This is a genomic window from Thermomonas fusca DSM 15424 (assembly GCF_000423885.1).
In the GTDB taxonomy this organism is placed as follows: domain Bacteria; phylum Pseudomonadota; class Gammaproteobacteria; order Xanthomonadales; family Xanthomonadaceae; genus Thermomonas; species Thermomonas fusca.
The window spans coordinates 62,425-79,033 of sequence record NZ_AUIV01000014.1 but is presented as its reverse complement, the minus strand read 5'-3'; the positions used below and the strand labels follow the sequence as shown (position 1 = coordinate 79,033).

Sequence of the window (16,609 nt, the reverse complement as noted above, 5' to 3'; positions counted from 1 at the left end):
GGCTGGATGACGCAGGACGCCCGGCAATGCCGGGCGTTTTGTTTGGCGCCGTCAGTCGAGGAACTGCAGCTTCGCCAGCTCCGCGTACAGGCCGCCCTGCGCCAGCAGTTCGGCGTGGGTGCCTTCGGCGACGATGCGGCCGTGGTCCATCACCACGATGCGGTCGGCCTTGAGCACGGTGGCCAGGCGGTGCGCCACCACCAGCGTGGTGCGGCCTTCCATCAGGTGTTCCAGCGCGGTCTGCACGGCGCGCTCGCTGTGCGCGTCCAGTGCCGAGGTGGCCTCGTCCAGCAGCAGCACCGGCGCGTCCTTGAGCAGCGCGCGGGCGATGGCGATGCGCTGCTGCTGGCCGCCGGACAGGCGCGCGCCGCGTTCGCCCAGTTCGCTGGCGAAACCGTCCGGCAGGGCGTCGAGGAAGTCGTCGGCCTCGGCCGATTCCGCGGCTTTGCGCACATCGGCATCACTGGCCTCCAGCCGGCCGTAGCGGATGTTGTCGGCGGCGCTGGCGGCAAAGATCGCCGGCGCCTGCGGCACCAGCGCCAGCGCTTCGCGCAGGACGGTGGGATCGAGGTCGCGGAGGTCGATGCCATCCAGCGCGATGCGGCCGGACTGCGGATCGTGGAAGCGCAGCAGCATCCCAAACACGGTGCTCTTGCCGGCGCCGGACGGCCCCACCAGCGCCACCGTCTCGCCCGGGCGCACGCGCAGGCTGAAGCCGGCCAGCGCGGCGGCGTCGGGGCGCTGCGGGTAGTGGAAAGTAACGTTCTCGAACGCGATCTCGCCGCGCACCGGCACCGGCAGGGCCCTGGGCTGGGCCGGTGCGGCGATGGCCGGCGCTTCCTGCAGCAGTTCGTGGATGCGGCCCATGCCGCCGGCGGCCTTCTGCAGTTCGTTCCAGACTTCCGCCAGCGCGCCCACCGAGCCGCCGCCGATCAGCGCGTACATCACGAACTGGCCCAACGCGCCGGCGCTGAGGCGGCCGGCGATGACGTCGTGCGCGCCCGACCACAGCACCACGATCACCGCGCCGAAGATCAGGGTGATGGCGACCCCGGTCACCAGCGCCTGCGCGCCGATGCGCTTGCGCGCGGTGGCCACGGCGCTCGCCATCGCCTGTGCGTAGCGGCCGCGTTCGTAGGCCTCGCGCGAATGCGCCTGCACCGTGCGCACCGCGCCCAGCGCTTCGGTGGCCAGCGCGTTGGCGTCGGCGATGCGGTCCTGGCTGGCGCGCGAGACCTTCTGGATGCGGCGCGCGCCCATCACGATCGGCGCCACCGCCAACGGGATGCCCAGCAACGCCCAAGCCGCCAGCTTCGGACTGGTGACGAACAGCATCACCATCGAACCGATCACGGTGACGCTGCTGCGCAGGGCCACCGACATGCTGGAAGCGATCACGCTGCGCAGCAGTTCGGCATCCGCGGTCAGGCGCGAGACCAGCTCGCCGCTGCGGCTGCGATCGTAGAAGCCGGCGTCGAGGTCGAGCAGGTGCGCGTACAGGCGGCTGCGCAGGTCGGCGACCACGCGCTCGCCGAGCAGGGTGACGAAGAAGTAGCGCGCGGCAGTGGCCAGCGCCAGCGCCACGATCACCGCCAGCACGAAGGCGAAGGTGCGGTCGATGTTGGCGCCGCTGCTGAAACCGTGGTCGATCATCTGCCGGAACGCCACCGGCAGGCTCAGGGTGGCGGTGGACGAGCAGGCCAGCGCCACCAGCCAGGCGGAGAACAGGCCGGAATGGCGGCGGATGAAGGGCCACAGCGTGCGCAGCGAACCGATGGGCGCCTTTGCCGGCGCCGGGGCGGGGGAGTTCATGCGCGCAGTTTACCGGGGGCGTCCCGCTGTTGCCGCGATCCAGGTCAGGCGGATGTGAAGCGGTCGTTGGGTTATTGCGACGGCGGTTCCGCCGCCGACGCTTCCAGTGCGCGCAGTTCCGCTGGCAGCACAGCGTCCGGATAGCGGCGATGGAACTCCGCCAGGCTGGCGCGGGCCTCGGCGATCCGGCCTTCGCGCTGCAGCTCGCCGATCCGGCGCAGCCACGCCTCGCGCACCTCCGGCGCATCCGCGGTGGCCGGGGGAATGTCCGCTTCCGGCGCGTCCGAAACGGCGTCCTCGGCCGGCACTGCCGACTGGGCGGCACGCGCCTTGGCGGCGGTGGGAGCAGCCGGCGGCGAGGCGACGCGAGCGGCAGGTGCCGCGACCGATTCGGTTGCCAAGGCGCGGGGCTCGGCATCGCTGGCAGTTGGCGGCGGGGGCGGTGCTGGCGGCGCAGGCCGTGCGGGGGACGCGGCCATCGGGGTCGCTGCGATCCCGGTCGTGGACGCCGTGCTGGCGGGTGCCGACGGCATCTCCTCGATCATCGGCGCCGCGTCGGCAGCAGGCCGGCGGAGCGAAGTCGGCGGCGCTGGCGCGGCTACAGGTACCTGCTGCGGCGCCGCCTGCACCGGCGCCGCCACAACCGCGGCTGCGGGCGGTGCCGGCGATGCGTCGACGGGCGCTGCCGCAGGCGCCCGCTCCGTGTAGACGCTGGCGGCCGCAGGCGCGGCGTCCGGCGGCGCAAGCTGGACCCGCCAGGCCAGCCCCACCGCCAGGCACAGCGAGGCGGCCAGCCCGGCCGGCACCAGCCAGCGCCGCCTGCGGCTTGCGGCCGGGACCGGCGCTGTCGCGGCTGCGTGCGCGGCGGCCAGGATGCGCGCATCGATGCCGGCGCCGGGCTCGTCGCGGCCGTGCGGACGCGGCAGCTGCGCGGCCAGCGCGCGCTCCTCGGCATCCAGCGGTGGGCGGGGCAGACGGGTCATGACGATAGTCTCGCGCGCAGTTTGTCCATGGCGTAGCGAAGCCGGGATTTCACCGTCTCCCGGCCCACCCCGGTCACTGCGCCGATCTCCTCCAGGGTCAGTTCCTGCTCCAGCCGCAGCAGCAGCACCTCGCGCTGTTCGTCGGGCAGGCCGTCCAGCGCGAGCTGCAGCTGGCGGCGGCGCTCGAATTCCGACAATACGCGTTCGGGCGTGTCGGCATCGGCAAGCCGCGCCAGCCGCTCTTCGGCGTCCACCGGTGCTGCGGGGCGATGCTTGAGGCTGCGCCAGTGGTCGCCCAGGCGATGGTGGGCAATGGTGTACAGCCAGGTGGCGAACCCGGCTTCCGCGGTTTTTTCCTGCACCGACCAGCCCGCGCGGGCGGCGATCACCCGCTGCCAGATGTCCTGGAACAGCTCGTCGGCCAGGGCGTTGTCGCGCAGCTGGCGCAGCAGGTAGCGGTAGAGCCTGAGCCGGTGGCGGGCATAGAGCTGCTCGAACGCGCCGGCGTCGCCGGCCACCCAGGCCAGCATCAGGCATTCATCGCTGCTTTCCGGCGCATTCACCGGCACCAGCCTACGGGCAGCCACGGCTGTCGGGAAGGGGTGCGCAGGCAGCGGTTGGCAGTCCATGAAAACCGCCAACGTCCATGCGGGCGCTGCGGGGTTTGCCGGCATGGCGCGGGTTTGCCGTTGCAGGCAATATGTCCCGCAGATGAACGGTTCCTCGGCCTCCATTCCGCCCACGCCCGTCACAACCGCCCAGCGGCGGCGAGAAGGCGCGTTGGCCGGCATCGCCGGGACGCTGGCGCAGACGCTGCCCGTGGGCGCGTGCGTGAAGGTGGAATGGCGGCAGTCGGTGCTGGGTGCGGGCAGCGACTCGGCCGGCGGCGAATTCCAGGGCGCCGGCCTGTTGCGGAAGGAATGGCGCGGCCCGGACGGCGCGGACCTGACCATCGTTGCCAGCCATCTGCAGCCGTGGCCGGAAGGCGTAGCCAGCTACTGGCTCGCCGGTGCGCGGCAGCTGCTGGAGCAGGCGGTGCGGCAGGCGCTGGCGGAGCAGCGGATCGCTTCGCTGCAGCGCTCCGAACAACTGCGCCAGGCGCTCTACGAGATCGCCGATCTCGCCGGCAGCAACCTCGACCTGCCGGTGATGCTGCGGCGGGTGCATGCGATCGTCGGCGAGCTGATGTATGCGGAGAACTTCTACATCGTTCTCTACGACGACATCCGCCGGACGATGCGCTTCCTGTATTTCGTCGACCAGCTGGATCCGTGGCGCAACGACCCGGATCAGGAAATCCCGGTCACCGACGAGGAAAACACCCTCACCATGCGCCTGCTGCGCAGCGGCGACACTCTGCGCGGACCCTCGGCGGAACTGCGCGCGCAGTTCGGCATCCCGCGCGGTGACGATAGCGGGCCGGACAGCGCAGACTGGCTGGGCGTGCCGATGAGCCGCGACGAGCGCATTGCCGGTGCGCTGGTGGTGCAGAACTACCATCAGGCCGATGTCTACAGCGACGATGATCGCGTGCTGCTGGCCTACGTGGCCCAGCATGTGCTGACCGCACTGGAGCGGCGCGATGCGCGCAGGCGGCTGGAAGCGCGGGTGGCCGAGCGCACCACCGAACTGCGGCGCGCCAACGAGGAGCTGCAGGCGGAGGTGTTCGAACGCAAGCGCATGCAGGAGATCCAGCGCGCGCTGTTCCGCATCGCCGAGCTGTCGATGACCAGCGACAGCCTGGACAGCTTCTACGCCGAGGTCCACGATATCGTCAGCGAGCTGCTGTACGCGCAGAACTTCTACATCGCGATGCTTTCCGACGATGGCAGCATGCTGGAATTCCCGTACTCGGTGGACGAACGCGACGTCGACCGCGCGCCGCGCAAGCTGGCTGCCGGGTTGACCGAATACGTCCTCGGCAACGGCAAGCCGCTGCTGGCCGATCGCGCCCGCATCGAGGCGCTGCAGGCGCAGGGCAGGGTGCGCAGCCACGGCAGCCTGGCCCATTGCTGGCTGGGCGTACCGCTGATGCACGAGGACAAGGTGGTCGGGGTGATCGCGGTGCAGAGCTATTCCGCGGACATCCACTTCAGCGTGCGCGACCAGGACCTGTTGACCTTCGTGGCCTTCCACATCGGCAGCAGCCTGGCGCGCAAACAGGCGCAGGACCGGCTGATGCAGGCCCATGCCAACCTCGAGCAGCGGGTCAGCGAGCGCACCCGCGAACTGGCCGAGACCAATGCGGAACTGGTCGAACAGATCGGCGAGCGCATGCGCGCCGAGCGCAGGCTGATCCACCAGACCAGGCACGATGCGCTGACCGGGTTGCCGAACCGGCTGCAGCTGCTGGAACGGCTGGCGCGTGCGATCACGGCGGCGGCGGACGACCCGCAGGCCTGCTTCGCCGTGCTGTTCATGGATCTGGACCGGTTCAAGCTGGTCAACGACAGCGCCGGTCACGCGGCGGGCGACGAACTGCTGGTCGAGGCGGGCCGGCGCATCGTCGGCACGGTCCGCGGCGACGACGTGGTGTCGCGCCTTGGCGGCGACGAATTCGCCATCCTGGCCGAAGGGCTGGACGGCCCGGGCATGGCCGAGGAACTGGGCCGGCGCGTGCTCTCGTCGCTCAATGCGCCGCTGTGGGTGGCCGGGCGCGAGCTGTTTCCCAGCGCCAGCATCGGCATCGCGCTGTGGCACCCGCGCTATCGCAGCGGCGAGGAAATGCTGCGCGACGCCGATGCCGCGATGTACCGCGCCAAGAGCGACGGCCGCGACCGCTGCGCGATGTTCGACGAACAGATGCACCGCGAGGCAACCCGCAGCCTGGACATGGAAACCGACTTGCGCCGCGCGATCCAGGCCGAGCGCTTCGTGCCGTATTACCAGCCGATCGTGCGGATGGATTCCGGTGAGCCGGTGGGTCAGGAGGCGCTGCTGCGCTGGCGGCACGAACAGCAGGGCCTGCTGGTGCCGGGCGAATTCCTCGACGTGGGCGAAGACAGCGGCTTGATCGAGCAGATCGACTGGCTGCTGTATGCGCGGGTGATCGAGGATCTGTCGCGCCATCCGCTGCCCGGCTATGCGGCCATCAACGTCTCGCCGCGGCACTTCCGCGCGCCGGACTTCGCCACCCGGCTGCTGTCGCTGCTGGAGACAGCGGGCGTGGCGCCGGAGCGGCTGCGGATCGAGATCACCGAGGTGGCGCTGCTGGACGACGCCCCGCGCACGCTGGAAAGCCTGGCGTTGCTGCGCAGCCATGGCGTGCTGGCGCAGCTGGACGATTTCGGCACCGGTTTTTCCGCGCTGTCCTACCTGCATCGTTTCCCGATTGCCAGCCTGAAGATCGACCGTAGTTTCGTGGCCGGGCTGGAAAGCGACGGCTATGCCGAAAGCGTGGCGGTGATTCGCGCGATCGTGGCGCTGGCCACCAGCTTGGGCATCGAGCTGATCGCCGAGGGTGTGGAAACCCGCCACCAGCGCGACCGCCTGCTGGAACTGGGCTGCATCTATGCGCAGGGCTTCCTGTTCAGCCCGCCGGTGCCGCTGCCCGCAGCCTGACGATTTCGCCCGCACCGCGCCGGGGCGCCGGCGTGCCGCCTCAGCGGGACGGGATTGCGGTCTCCACCCGCACCGCCAGCTCGCCGTCGTGCACGCGCGCGCGCAGCCGGTCGCCCGCGGCTACCTCGTCGATGCTGCGCACCACCTGGCCGTCCTCGCGCTGCAGGATGCTGTAGCCACGCGCCACCGTGGCCAGCGGGCTGATTGCGTGCAGCGAACGCGCCAGCCCGCGCAGGTGCACCGCATCGTGCTGCAGGCGCTGCACCAGCAGCGCACGCGGGCGGTGTTGCAGCGATTGCAGCTGCAGCTGCAGAGCTTGCAGTTGGCGGGAGAGCAGCGCACGCGGGCGTGGCCGCAGTTCCGCCAGCCGCTGCCGCAACCGTTCCAGCCGGCGCTGCGGATGCTGCGCGCGCAGTGCCGCGTCGGCGTGGCGCAGCACGGCGCGCTGGCGTTCCAGCCGCCGCTGCATGGCGTTGTGCAGGCGCTGCCGTGCCTGGGTGGCGCGGCGCGCGAACGCTTCCAGCCGCGCCTGCGGACGCTGCGCCTGCAGCCGCAGGAGCGCGCGGTCCGCCCGCTGCATGCCTTGCCGCAGGGCGTTGGCCTGCTGCGCCCGCAACTGTCGCTGCAGGACGGCCAGTCGCACCGACAGGCCGGCGGCGTCGGGCACCAGCAGTTCCGCCGCCGCCGAGGGCGTGGGTGCGCGCAGGTCGGCGGCGAAGTCGCTCAGGGAAAAATCGGTTTCGTGGCCAATCGCCGAGACCACCGGCGTCGTGCAGTCGGCGATCGCGCGCGCCAGCAGCTCGTCGTTGAAGGCCCACAGGTCCTCCAGCGAGCCGCCGCCGCGGGCCAGCACGATGACATCGAAACGGCCGCTGGCATCGGCACGCTGCAGCATGCCGCGGATGCGCGCGGCGGCACCTTCGCCCTGCACCGGCACCGGCAGCAGCTCGACGTCCAGCAGCGGAAAGCGCCGACGCAGCACGCTGGCGATGTCGCGGATCACCGCGCCGGACGGCGATGTGAGCACCGCGATCCGGCGCGGGAAGGCGGGCAGGGCGCGCTTGCGGGCGGCATCGAACAGTCCTTCCGCCTGCAGCCGCGCCTTCAGTTCCTCCAAGGCCCGCCGCAGTGCGCCTTCACCGGCGTCCTCCATCCCGTCCAGCACCAGCTGGTAGTCGCCGCGCGCCTCGTACAGGGTCAGCCGCCCGCGCGCCAGCACCTTCAGGCCTTCGCGCGGGATGAAGCTCAGCCACTGGCTCTTGGGCTTGAACAGCGCGCAGCGCACCTGCGCACGCCCGTCCTTGAGGGTGAAATACAGGTGGCCCGACGACGGCCGCGCGAGGTTGCCGATCTCGCCCTCCACCACGACGCTGGGAAAGCTGCCTTCCAGCAGGTCGCGCGCCAGCGTGTTCAGCTGGCTGGGGGTGAGGATGTTGGCGTCGCGTTGCATGGGGGCATCGTAGCGAAATGCGTTATTTCGCGGTGGGCACTACGCGGTTTGTCGCTGCACGGCTTGCCCCGCAGCCAAGCCGTGCATGGAAGTGCGTCGCAGTCGCTAAAATGCCCGCATGACCACATTCGCTCCAGACCGCTTCGGTCCGCTTGCCCGCCGCCTCACCCGCCCCGTCGAGATCGGCGGCGTGCAGGTGGGCGGCGGCGCGCCGGTCGTGGTGCAGTCGATGACCAATACCGATACCGCCGATGTGGCGACCACCAGCAAGCAGATCGGCGAACTTTGGCGCGCCGGTTCCGAGCTGGTGCGGGTGACGGTGAATACTGCCGAAGCCGCAGCCGCGATCCCGAGGATCGTCGAGCGGCTGGCGATGATGGGCGTGAACGTGCCGATCATCGGCGACTTCCACTACAACGGCCACACCCTGCTGGCCAACGAACCGGCCTGTGCCGAAGCGCTGGCGAAATACCGCATCAACCCCGGCAACGTCGGTTTCGGCAAGAAGAAGGACACCCAGTTCGCCCAGCTGATCGAGTTCGCCATCCGCCACGGCAAGCCGGTGCGGATCGGCGCCAACTGGGGGTCGCTGGACCAGGCGCTGGCGGCGCGGCTGATGGACGAAAACGCGCAGCGCGCGCAGCCCTGGGACGCCGGCCGGGTGATGCGAGAGGCGCTGATCCTGTCGGCGCTGGAATCGGCGCAGCGCGCGGTTGAGCTGGGCCTGCCGGCGGAGAAGATCATCCTCAGCGCCAAGGTGTCCGGCGTGCAGGAGCTGGTGGCGGTGTACCGCGACCTCGCCCAGCGCAGCGACTTCCCCCTGCACCTCGGGCTGACCGAAGCCGGTATCGGCAGCAAGGGCATCGTGGCCTCCAGCGCGGCGCTGGGCGTGCTGCTGCAGGAAGGCATCGGCGACACCATCCGCATCTCGCTGACGCCGGAGCCGGGCGCCTCGCGCACGCAGGAAGTGATCGTCGCCCAGGAACTGCTGCAGACCATGGGCCTGCGCGCGTTCACGCCGATGGTGACGGCCTGCCCGGGCTGCGGCCGCACCACGTCCGAGTTCTTCCAGGAGTTGGCGAAGGTGGTGCAGGAGCATGTGCGCGCGAAGATGCCGGAATGGAAGATCAGCCACCCCGGCGCGGAGAACATGACCCTGGCGGTGATGGGCTGCGTGGTCAACGGCCCGGGCGAATCGCGCCACGCCAACATCGGCATCTCGCTGCCGGGCACCGGCGAGGCGCCGTCGGCGCCGGTGTTCGTGGATGGCGAGAAGACCGTGACGCTGCGCGGCGAACACATCGCGCAGGAGTTCGTTGCGCTGATCGACGGCTACGTGCAGTCGCACTACGGGGCCGCGCGGGCCGACTGACCCGTCCGTGTCCGGTCAGGCTTCGATCCGCACGCAGTTGCGGCCTTCGCTCTTGGCCCGGTACAGGGCGACGTCGGCTGCAGTCATGAGCGTGCTGCGGCCGTCGCGGCCTGGGGCGAGCCCGGCAATGCCGATGCTGATGGTGATCTGCTGCGGCTCGCCCCCGGGCGCGAAAACCTCATCCGCTACCGCGGCGCGTAACCGTTCCGCCAGTGCGACCGCATCGTCGAGCGCGCATTCGGGCAGCAGCAGGGCGAATTCCTCGCCGCCGATGCGCGCGGCCACGTCGTCGCCGCGGGCATGCGCCTGCACCAGCGCGCCCATTCGCCGCAGCACCTCGTCGCCGCTGATGTGCCCATAACGGTCGTTGACGGGCTTGAACAGGTCGACATCGATGATGCACAGCGCCAGCGGGCGGCCGTGGCGCACGGCGCGGCCGATCTCCTTGTCGACCATCTCGCAGAAGTGGCGGCGGTTGTAGAGATCGGTCAGCGGGTCGTTCACCGCCAGCTGGTAGATCTCCTCGTGGTAGCGCGCTTCCACGCTGTCCTGGGCGATGAACTTGAGGATGCTTTCGCCCACGGTGATGCGGTCGCCATCGGCGAGCACGGTTTCCGCGCGGAGACTGGCGTCGTTGACGCAGGTGGTATTGGTGGCGTCCAGGTCCTGGATGCGGCAGATATCGCCGTCGCGCCAGATCCGGCAGTGCTGGCGCGAGACGCTCTTGTGCTGCAGCGACAAGTCGGCCTCGGGCGAGCGGCCGATCAGCACCGGCGCTTCATGGATGTCGGCACGCCGGCCCAGCCCCTCGCCGTGAATCACCACCACGCAAGCCGGCCGCGGCGCAGGGCGCAGCGGGCCCTCGCTGAACAGCGTGCGCTGGGTGGTGTCGTGCGAGCCGGTGTCCGTCGTGGTCATGGCAGTGTGGAGCTGGCTGACCCGCGAGTTTAACGTCAGCGCGGGGCAAGGCCAGCAGGCGGCTAGAATTGCTCGGCAGGGGAGAGTGCCAATGACGCAGGACACGCCGGACGATCCGGAACGCACGCAGTTGCTGGAAGCCACGCCGAGCGCAGCGGTGCCTGCGGGTGAAGCGCTGGCCGCAGGGGTGCAGCTGGGCCATTACCGCGTCGAATCGCTGCTCGGGCGCGGCGGCATGGGCGATGTCTATCGTGCCGAACAGCTGCAGCCTGTGCGCCGCACGGTGGCGCTCAAGCTGCTGCGTGCGCAGCGGATGGACGCGCGGCGGGTGGCCTATTTCGAAGTCGAGCGGCAGCTGCTGGCACGGATGCGGCACCCGGCCATCGCCCAGATATACGATGCCGGCACCACCGCCGATGGCCATCCGTATTTCGCGATGGAATTCATCGCCGGCAGTCCGATCACCACCTATTGCGACCAGCACGCGCTGTCGCTGCGCGAGCGCATCGCCCTGTTCGTGCGCGTCTGCGAAGGCGTGCAGCACGCGCACCAGAAAGGCGTGATCCATCGAGACCTCAAGCCGGGCAACCTGCTGGTGGACGAGGTGGACGGCAGGCCGCTGCCGAAGATCATCGATTTCGGCATCGCCACCGCCAGCTCGCAAGGGCAGGATGGCGAGGCAGCCGGTACGCCGGATTACATGAGCCCGGAGCAGGCCGGCGGCGACCAGGCGCTGGTCGATACCCGAAGCGACGTGTATGCGCTGGGGGTGGTGCTCTGCGAACTGCTGACGGGCCAACGGCCGAATGCCAACGGCGAGACCGCGGCCAGCGGCGCGCATTCGCTGCGGCTGCCGTCGGAGCAGCTGTCCACGCTTTCGCCGGCCGATGCGGGGCGCATCGCGCAGGCACGCCAGGAGCCGCTGCCGCGGATGCGCCGGGTGCTGCGCAACGAGCTGGACTGGGTGGTTGCGAAGGCAATGCGTTTCGAACGCAGCGAGCGCTACCCGTCCGCGGCCGCCCTGGCTGAAGACCTGCAACGTTTCCTCGACGGCCAGCCGCTGCAGGCGGCGCCGCACGGCCGCGGCTACATCTGGCGCAAGTTCGCGCAGCGCCACCGCACCGGCATCATCGCCGCCACTGCGGTGGTGCTGGCGCTGGTCGGCGGGCTGGCGCTGTCGGTCTACGGCCTGTTGCAGGCCCGCGCCCAGCGCGCCATTGCCGAGCAGCGCAATGCGCAGCTGGAAAGGGTGGCGGCGTTCCAGCAGTCGATGCTGGAGGGGATCGACATCGAAGCGATGGGTGTGGATATCGGCCGCGATCTGCGCACGCAGGTCGCCCGCCAGGCGGGCGGGGACGTGCCGGCGTTCGAGCGCGGCCTGGCGCGCACCAGCACGCCGGATGTCGCACGTTCGGTGATCGACCGCAGCATCCTGGCCAACGCCGAGCGCGCCATCGAACACGACTTCGCCAATGATCCGGCGCTGGCCGCCGACCTGGGCGAATCGGTGGCGCGGGTGCGCCTGGCACTGGGACTGCCGGCCGAAGCCGCGGCAGGGTTCGCGCAGGTGGCCGACTACCGCACCAAGGCGCTGGGCGCCTCGGCGCCGCAAACCCTCAAGGCACGCCAAGCCCAAGTCCGGGCGCTACTGGAGGCTGCCCGCACGAAGGAGGGGTTGGCACTGGCGGACACCGCATTGCGCGATGCGGCGTCGCTGCCGGCCGAGGATCCGCTGTGGATCAAGCTGCGGCTTGACCAGGCCGATGCCATCGCCGCGCTGGGCGATCGCCCGCGCGCGCGCGCGCTGCTGGAGGCGTTGCGCGCCGATGCGATCCGCCTGCGGGGCGAACGGGACGCGGCCACGACCGAAGTCACCAACAGCTTGGCAACGCTGCTGGGGCGGATGGGCGAGCCGGATGCAGGGCGCAAGCTGCTGGAAACGGTGGTGGCGATCCGCGCCGCCACCCTGGGCAAGGACCATGCCGATACCCTCGGTGCCCAGCACAACCTCGCGATCATGCGCATCATGACCGGCGACAAGGCTGGTGCGGTGGCGATGCAGCGCGAGCTGGCGGCGATCCAGACCCGTCGCCTCGGGGCCGAGCATCCGTCCACGCTGGGCGAGCTGGGCAATCTCGCCAACATGCTCAGCGACAGTGGCGACAACGCGCAGGCGCTGCCCATCGCGCAGGCGGTGGTCGACGCGCGCATCCGGGTAATGGGCGCCAACCATCCGCAGACGCTGCGCGGCTTGCTCAACCTGTCCAGCGTCTACGCCCGCTCCGGCGACTTCGCGCGGGCGATCCCGCTGCAGGAGCAGGTGGCCGACGCGCGGATGCGCCTGCTGGGCCCGTCGCACCCGGACACCATGGTCATCCAGCTCAACCGCGCCGCCACCCTGTACCAGGCCGGGCGTGCGCAGGACGCGCTGGCGCAGCTCGAACGCTACCTGCCGACCGCCCGGCAGGTGCTGGGGGAGCGGCATCGCGAGTTGTTGATGGGCTACATCATCCGCGCCCAGGCCGCGGACGAAGTGGGGCAGTCCGAACTCGCCATCGCCAGCTATCGAGAGTTCCTGGCCCTGGCCGACGTGGCGTTGGGGCCGGAGGATGCCCGCACCATCGATGCCGCGTGGCAACTGGAAGGCCTGCTGCGCAAGCGCGGGCAGGCCGGCGCGGCTGGCGAACTGCGTGCGCGCTACGTCGAACCGCTGCTGCGGGCGGATCCGAAGACCCTGGACGAGGCACGGCTGGCCAAGCGCCAGGACATCATCGACACCGAGCGCGAAGAGGCGCGGCAGGCAGTGCGCTGACGACGTTGCTCAGCGCGCCCCTGGCAGGTACTGCGCGGGCAGTGCCAGCTTCGGGTTCTCCGCTTCCCACATCAGCGAAACGATCCACCAGCGCTGGCCGTCGTGCATCAGCTGGATGCTGTTGATGCCACGCATCGGCGCCGCGCCGCCCTCGACCTTGCCCTCGTAGGTGCTGAACACGTGGGCGATGTGGCCGAACTGTTCGGTGCGGCGCGCCAGCTCGGTTTCGCGGAAGCCCCGTTCGACCAGCATCGGGCCGGACAGCGCCACGTAGTCATTGACCCGCAGCAGGCGCATGCCGGCACCGCCATCGGCGCGCACGCCGACCGGCATCATCTTGGCATCGGGCACGAACAGCGACCGCAGCCGGTTCCAGTCGCGGGCCTGGCCCACCGGCCCGGAGATCACCGCATACAGCGTCTTGATGATGGCATCGATGCTGGCGACGTCCTGCGCCGCCGCGGCGGGCACGGTGAAATTCACCGGTTGTGCGGGCGGCGCGGTGGCGGTCGCGGCGTTCTGGGCGGAGGCCGGCACGGCCAGCGCGGCGAGCAGGAGCAGCAGGGCAGGGCGCATCGCGGTTCATCCGGCAGGGAGACCCTGAAGAAATAGCACCCCGCGCCGGCGCTCACCCGTGCCGGAATGCACGGTCCGCTAGTTGCCGGGCTCCACCGCCTCGCTGGGGGCATTGCTGCGCTGCTGGCGCGCAAGCTTGGCCTCGCGGTGGGCGATGTAGAAGGTGGAGCCGAGGATGATGCCGGCGCCCAGCAGGGTGGGGGCGTCCAGCGCCTCGTCGAACAGCACCCAGCCGGCAAGGGTGACCACCGGCAGCTGCATGAAGCTGATCGGGGTCAGCGCGGACACGTCGCCCAGCTTCAGCGCGCGCGTCCACAGCAGTTGGCCGACCGTGCCCATCAGCCCGGTGGCAACCAGCCACAGCCAGGTGATGCCGCTGGGCCAGACCCAGACGAACAGCGCCGGCAGCAGCGACATCGGCACCCACAGCGCATAGGTCCAGAACACGATGGTGTCGGCCTTGTCCACCTGCGAGAGCTGCTTGATCTGGATCGCCACCAGCGCGCTCAGCACCGCCGCCGACACCGCCACCAACGAGCCCATGCTGAACGCATGCGACCACGGCCGCACGATCACCAGCACGCCGAGGAAACCCAGCGCCACCGCGGTCCAGCGGCGCGCCCGCACGCGCTCGCCCAGCATCAGGATGGCGGCGATGGTGACGAAGATCGGCGACGAATACGCCAGCGAGACCGCCTGCGCCAGCGGCAGGTGGGCGATCGCCCAGAACCCGCAGAACATGCTGGCGATGCCGATCGCGGTGCGCACCACGTAGCGCGGCAGCTGGTCGGTGCGCACGCTGGCGGCGAACGCGGCGGCCGGCCGCGGCTGGCGCAGCGCCGGCAGCACCAGCAGCGGCAGCAGGGTGAGGAAGCCGAAGCTGTTGCGGAAGAACGCCACTTCCCAGGTCGGGATGGTCTTCGAGGCCAGCCGGATGAAGATCGCCATCAGGCCGAACCCCAGCGTGCTGCCCAGCATCAGCAGGGCGGCGCGCGCGTGGGTGTTGCGTGGTGCCGTCACCAGGTCGCCCCGATGATCCGTGGCTCCGGCTCGATCGCCACCCCGAAGCGCAGCTGCACGGATTCGGCGATCCTGCGCGCCAGCGCCAGCAGCTCCAACCCGCTTGCCTGGCCGTGGTTGACCAGCACCAGCGCATGATCCGCGGAGACACCGGCGTCGCCGTCGCGATGGCCCTTCCAGCCGCACTGGTCGATCAACCAGGCGGCGGAGAGCTTGCGCGAATCCGCGTCCGCGCCGCGGAACATCGGCAACGCCGGATGCGCCGCCAGCAGTGCTTCGGCCTGCGCGGCCGGCACGATCGGGTTCTTGAAGAAGCTGCCGGCATTGCCGACCACGGCCGGGTCCGGCAGCTTGCGGCGGCGGATGCGGATCACCGCCTCGGCCACCTGCGCGGCGCGCGGGCTGCCGTCGATACCCATCGCGCGCAGCTCGTCCTCGATGCCGGCATAACCCAGCCGCGGCTGGAATGTGCGTGACAGCGAGAACTCCACTGCGCTCACTACGTAGCGGTCGGGCACATGCTTGAACAGCGAGTCGCGGTAGGCGAAAGCGCAGTCGGCCGCGGCCAGTCGGACGAAGCCGCCGCCGTCGCGGTCGAAGGCTTCCACCGCGTGCACGTGTTCGCGCACTTCCACCCCATAGGCACCGATGTTCTGGATCGGTGCCGCGCCCACGGTGCCGGGGATCAGCGCCAGATTTTCCAGCCCGGCCAGGCCGTGGCCCAGCGTCCACAGCACGAGGTCGTGCCAGATCACGCCGGCATCGGCGCGGATGATGGCGTGCGTGCCGTCGTCTTCGATCACATCGATGCGGCGAGTGTCCAGCGTCAGCACCGCACCCCGCGGATCGCCGGCAAACAGCAGGTTGCTGCCGCCGCCCAGCACCAGGGTGGATGCGTCGCGCAGCATCGCGTAGCCGAACAACTCCGGCAGCGCCGCGGCGTCGGTGGCTTCCACCAGCATCGACGCGGTGGCGCGCACGCCAAAGGTGTTGCGCGCGTCAAGGCGGGCGTTTTCGGCGATGCGATAGCCGTTGCCGCGGGCGACGTTCATTCGGGTGGCAGGGTGCCGCGGCTGGGGGCTTCCTTGCGCCGACGCAGCGCGTCCACGCACTCCTCGATCAGCGCTGGGCCGCGGTAGACCAGGCCGGTATAGGTCTGCACCAGCAGTGCGCCGGCCGCCTGCTTGGTGGCGGCGTCGGCGCCATGCAGGATGCCACCCACGCCGATCAGCGGGATGGTGTCGGGCAGGCGCGTGCGCAGCATTCGCAGCACGGTGGTGGCCTGGCCCATCAGCGGCGCTCCGGACAGGCCGCCGGCCTGCTGCGCGTGGCGCGACCCCTCGACGCCTTCGCGCGAGATCGTGGTGTTGGTGGCGATCACGCCATCCACCGCCAGGTCGCCCAGCACGCGGGCGGCGGCATCGATGTCGTTTTCAGACAGGTCGGGGGCGATCTTCACCAGCAACGGCACCCGCTTGCCGTGGCGCACGGCCAGCTTTTCCTGCTCGTCGCGCAGGGTGCCGACCAGCTTGCGCAGGGCCTGCTCTTCCTGCAGCTCGCGCAGGCCGGCGGTATTGGGCGAGGAAATGTTGACCGTCACGTAGTCGGCCAGCGGGTACACCCGGCGCAGGCAGACCATGTAGTCGGCCACTGCGTCCTCGTTCGGGGTGTCCTTGTTCTTGCCGATGTTGATGCCCAGCAGACCGGTCTTGCGCTGCGCCCGTTCGACGTTGCGCACCAGCACGTCCACGCCCTGGTTGTTGAAGCCGAGGCGGTTGATGACCGCCTGCTGCTGCGGCAGTCGGAACATCCGCGGGCGCGGATTGCCGGGCTGCGGCAGCGGCGTGACCGTGCCCACTTCGACGAAGCCGAAACCCAGCGCCAGCAGCGCATCGACATGCGCGCCGTTCTTGTCCAACCCGGCGGCAAGGCCCACCGGGTTGGGAAAGGTCAGCCCCAGCGCCTTGGTTGGCAGCGGCTTGGGCGGCGTCGCCAGCAGCGAAGACAGGCCGCAGCGGTAGGCCGCCTCCAGCGAGGCCAGGCCGAGGCCGTGCGCGCGCTCGGCGTCGAAGGCGAACAGCAGCGGGCGGGTCAGTCCGTACACG

General features: G+C 70.4%; 12 protein-coding genes. 3 read left to right on the top strand and 9 right to left on the bottom strand.

The window, feature by feature from the left end:
* Positions 1-51: 51 nt before the first annotated feature.
* From G582_RS0108240 to G582_RS0108230, 3 genes are all read right to left on the bottom strand, one after another.
* Positions 52-1,812: an ABC transporter transmembrane domain-containing protein gene (locus tag G582_RS0108240; RefSeq protein ID WP_028839430.1), complete on the bottom strand. Its 1,761-nt coding sequence runs from the start codon at positions 1,810-1,812 to the stop codon at positions 52-54.
* Positions 1,813-1,883: 71 nt separating this feature from the next.
* Complete coding sequence (locus tag G582_RS17905; protein ID WP_028839429.1) at positions 1,884-2,795, bottom strand: hypothetical protein; 912 nt, start codon at positions 2,793-2,795, stop codon at positions 1,884-1,886.
* On the bottom strand, positions 2,792-3,382 hold the full coding sequence (locus tag G582_RS0108230) for an RNA polymerase sigma factor (protein WP_484600285.1): 591 nt from the start codon (positions 3,380-3,382) through the stop codon (positions 2,792-2,794). Before G582_RS0108230 ends, G582_RS17905 begins: the two co-directional genes overlap by 4 nt.
* Positions 3,383-3,506: 124 nt before the next feature.
* Here G582_RS0108230 and G582_RS0108225 point away from each other — a divergent pair, with 124 nt between their 5' ends.
* Positions 3,507-6,356, top strand: coding sequence for a GGDEF and EAL domain-containing protein (locus tag G582_RS0108225; RefSeq protein ID WP_211219327.1), 2,850 nt, complete (start codon positions 3,507-3,509; stop codon positions 6,354-6,356).
* Positions 6,357-6,396: 40 nt separating this feature from the next.
* Here G582_RS0108225 and xseA read toward each other — a convergent pair whose 3' ends face one another.
* Complete coding sequence (gene xseA / locus G582_RS0108220; protein ID WP_028839426.1) at positions 6,397-7,806, bottom strand: exodeoxyribonuclease VII large subunit; 1,410 nt, start codon at positions 7,804-7,806, stop codon at positions 6,397-6,399.
* Positions 7,807-7,924: 118 nt separating this feature from the next.
* Between xseA and ispG the strand changes: the two genes are divergently transcribed.
* A complete protein-coding gene (gene ispG / locus G582_RS0108215; protein WP_028839425.1) occupies positions 7,925-9,178 on the top strand; it encodes a flavodoxin-dependent (E)-4-hydroxy-3-methylbut-2-enyl-diphosphate synthase in 1,254 nt (417 codons plus the stop codon).
* 15 nt (positions 9,179-9,193) lie between these two features.
* On the opposite strand, the gene G582_RS0108210 is transcribed toward ispG, so the two are convergent.
* Entirely contained in the window at positions 9,194-10,096 is a 903-nt protein-coding gene (locus G582_RS0108210; protein WP_051247020.1) for a GGDEF domain-containing protein, read from the bottom strand.
* A gap of 91 nt (positions 10,097-10,187) precedes the next feature.
* On the opposite strand from G582_RS0108210, the gene G582_RS0108205 reads away from it, so the two are divergent.
* On the top strand, positions 10,188-12,908 hold the full coding sequence (locus G582_RS0108205) for a serine/threonine-protein kinase (protein ID WP_028839423.1): 2,721 nt from the start codon (positions 10,188-10,190) through the stop codon (positions 12,906-12,908).
* A gap of 9 nt (positions 12,909-12,917) precedes the next feature.
* Here G582_RS0108205 and G582_RS16040 read toward each other — a convergent pair whose 3' ends face one another.
* The 4 genes from G582_RS16040 to G582_RS0108185 all read right to left on the bottom strand — a co-directional run bounded on the left by G582_RS16040 (position 12,918) and on the right by G582_RS0108185 (position 16,608).
* Complete coding sequence (locus tag G582_RS16040; RefSeq protein ID WP_038053440.1) at positions 12,918-13,484, bottom strand: hypothetical protein; 567 nt, start codon at positions 13,482-13,484, stop codon at positions 12,918-12,920.
* A gap of 78 nt (positions 13,485-13,562) precedes the next feature.
* Complete coding sequence (locus G582_RS0108195; protein ID WP_051247044.1) at positions 13,563-14,462, bottom strand: DMT family transporter; 900 nt, start codon at positions 14,460-14,462, stop codon at positions 13,563-13,565.
* Between the two features lie 38 nt (positions 14,463-14,500).
* The gene (gene murB, locus G582_RS0108190; RefSeq protein WP_028839421.1) at positions 14,501-15,556 is read right to left on the bottom strand and encodes a UDP-N-acetylmuramate dehydrogenase; all 1,056 of its coding nucleotides are present in this window, start codon (positions 15,554-15,556) and stop codon (positions 14,501-14,503) included.
* Entirely contained in the window at positions 15,553-16,608 is a 1,056-nt protein-coding gene (locus tag G582_RS0108185; RefSeq protein WP_028839420.1) for a quinone-dependent dihydroorotate dehydrogenase, read from the bottom strand. Before G582_RS0108185 ends, murB begins: the two co-directional genes overlap by 4 nt.
* Between the last annotated feature and the right edge of the window lies 1 nt (position 16,609).

Bases quoted from the DNA above. Each gene is read 5' to 3' on its own strand.
- ispG (WP_028839425.1), top strand. From the start codon at position 7,925: ATGACCACATTCGCTCCAGACCGCTTCGGTCCGCTTGCCCGCCGCCTC.
- G582_RS0108210 (WP_051247020.1), bottom strand. From the start codon at position 10,096: ATGACCACGACGGACACCGGCTCGCACGACACCACCCAGCGCACGCTG.
- G582_RS0108225 (WP_211219327.1), top strand. From the start codon at position 3,507: ATGAACGGTTCCTCGGCCTCCATTCCGCCCACGCCCGTCACAACCGCC.
- xseA (WP_028839426.1), bottom strand. From the start codon at position 7,806: ATGCAACGCGACGCCAACATCCTCACCCCCAGCCAGCTGAACACGCTG.
- murB (WP_028839421.1), bottom strand. From the start codon at position 15,556: ATGAACGTCGCCCGCGGCAACGGCTATCGCATCGCCGAAAACGCCCGC.
- G582_RS0108195 (WP_051247044.1), bottom strand. From the start codon at position 14,462: ATGCTGGGCAGCACGCTGGGGTTCGGCCTGATGGCGATCTTCATCCGG.
- G582_RS0108240 (WP_028839430.1), bottom strand. From the start codon at position 1,812: ATGAACTCCCCCGCCCCGGCGCCGGCAAAGGCGCCCATCGGTTCGCTG.
- G582_RS17905 (WP_028839429.1), bottom strand. From the start codon at position 2,795: ATGACCCGTCTGCCCCGCCCACCGCTGGATGCCGAGGAGCGCGCGCTG.
- G582_RS0108205 (WP_028839423.1), top strand. From the start codon at position 10,188: ATGACGCAGGACACGCCGGACGATCCGGAACGCACGCAGTTGCTGGAA.
- G582_RS16040 (WP_038053440.1), bottom strand. From the start codon at position 13,484: ATGCGCCCTGCCCTGCTGCTCCTGCTCGCCGCGCTGGCCGTGCCGGCC.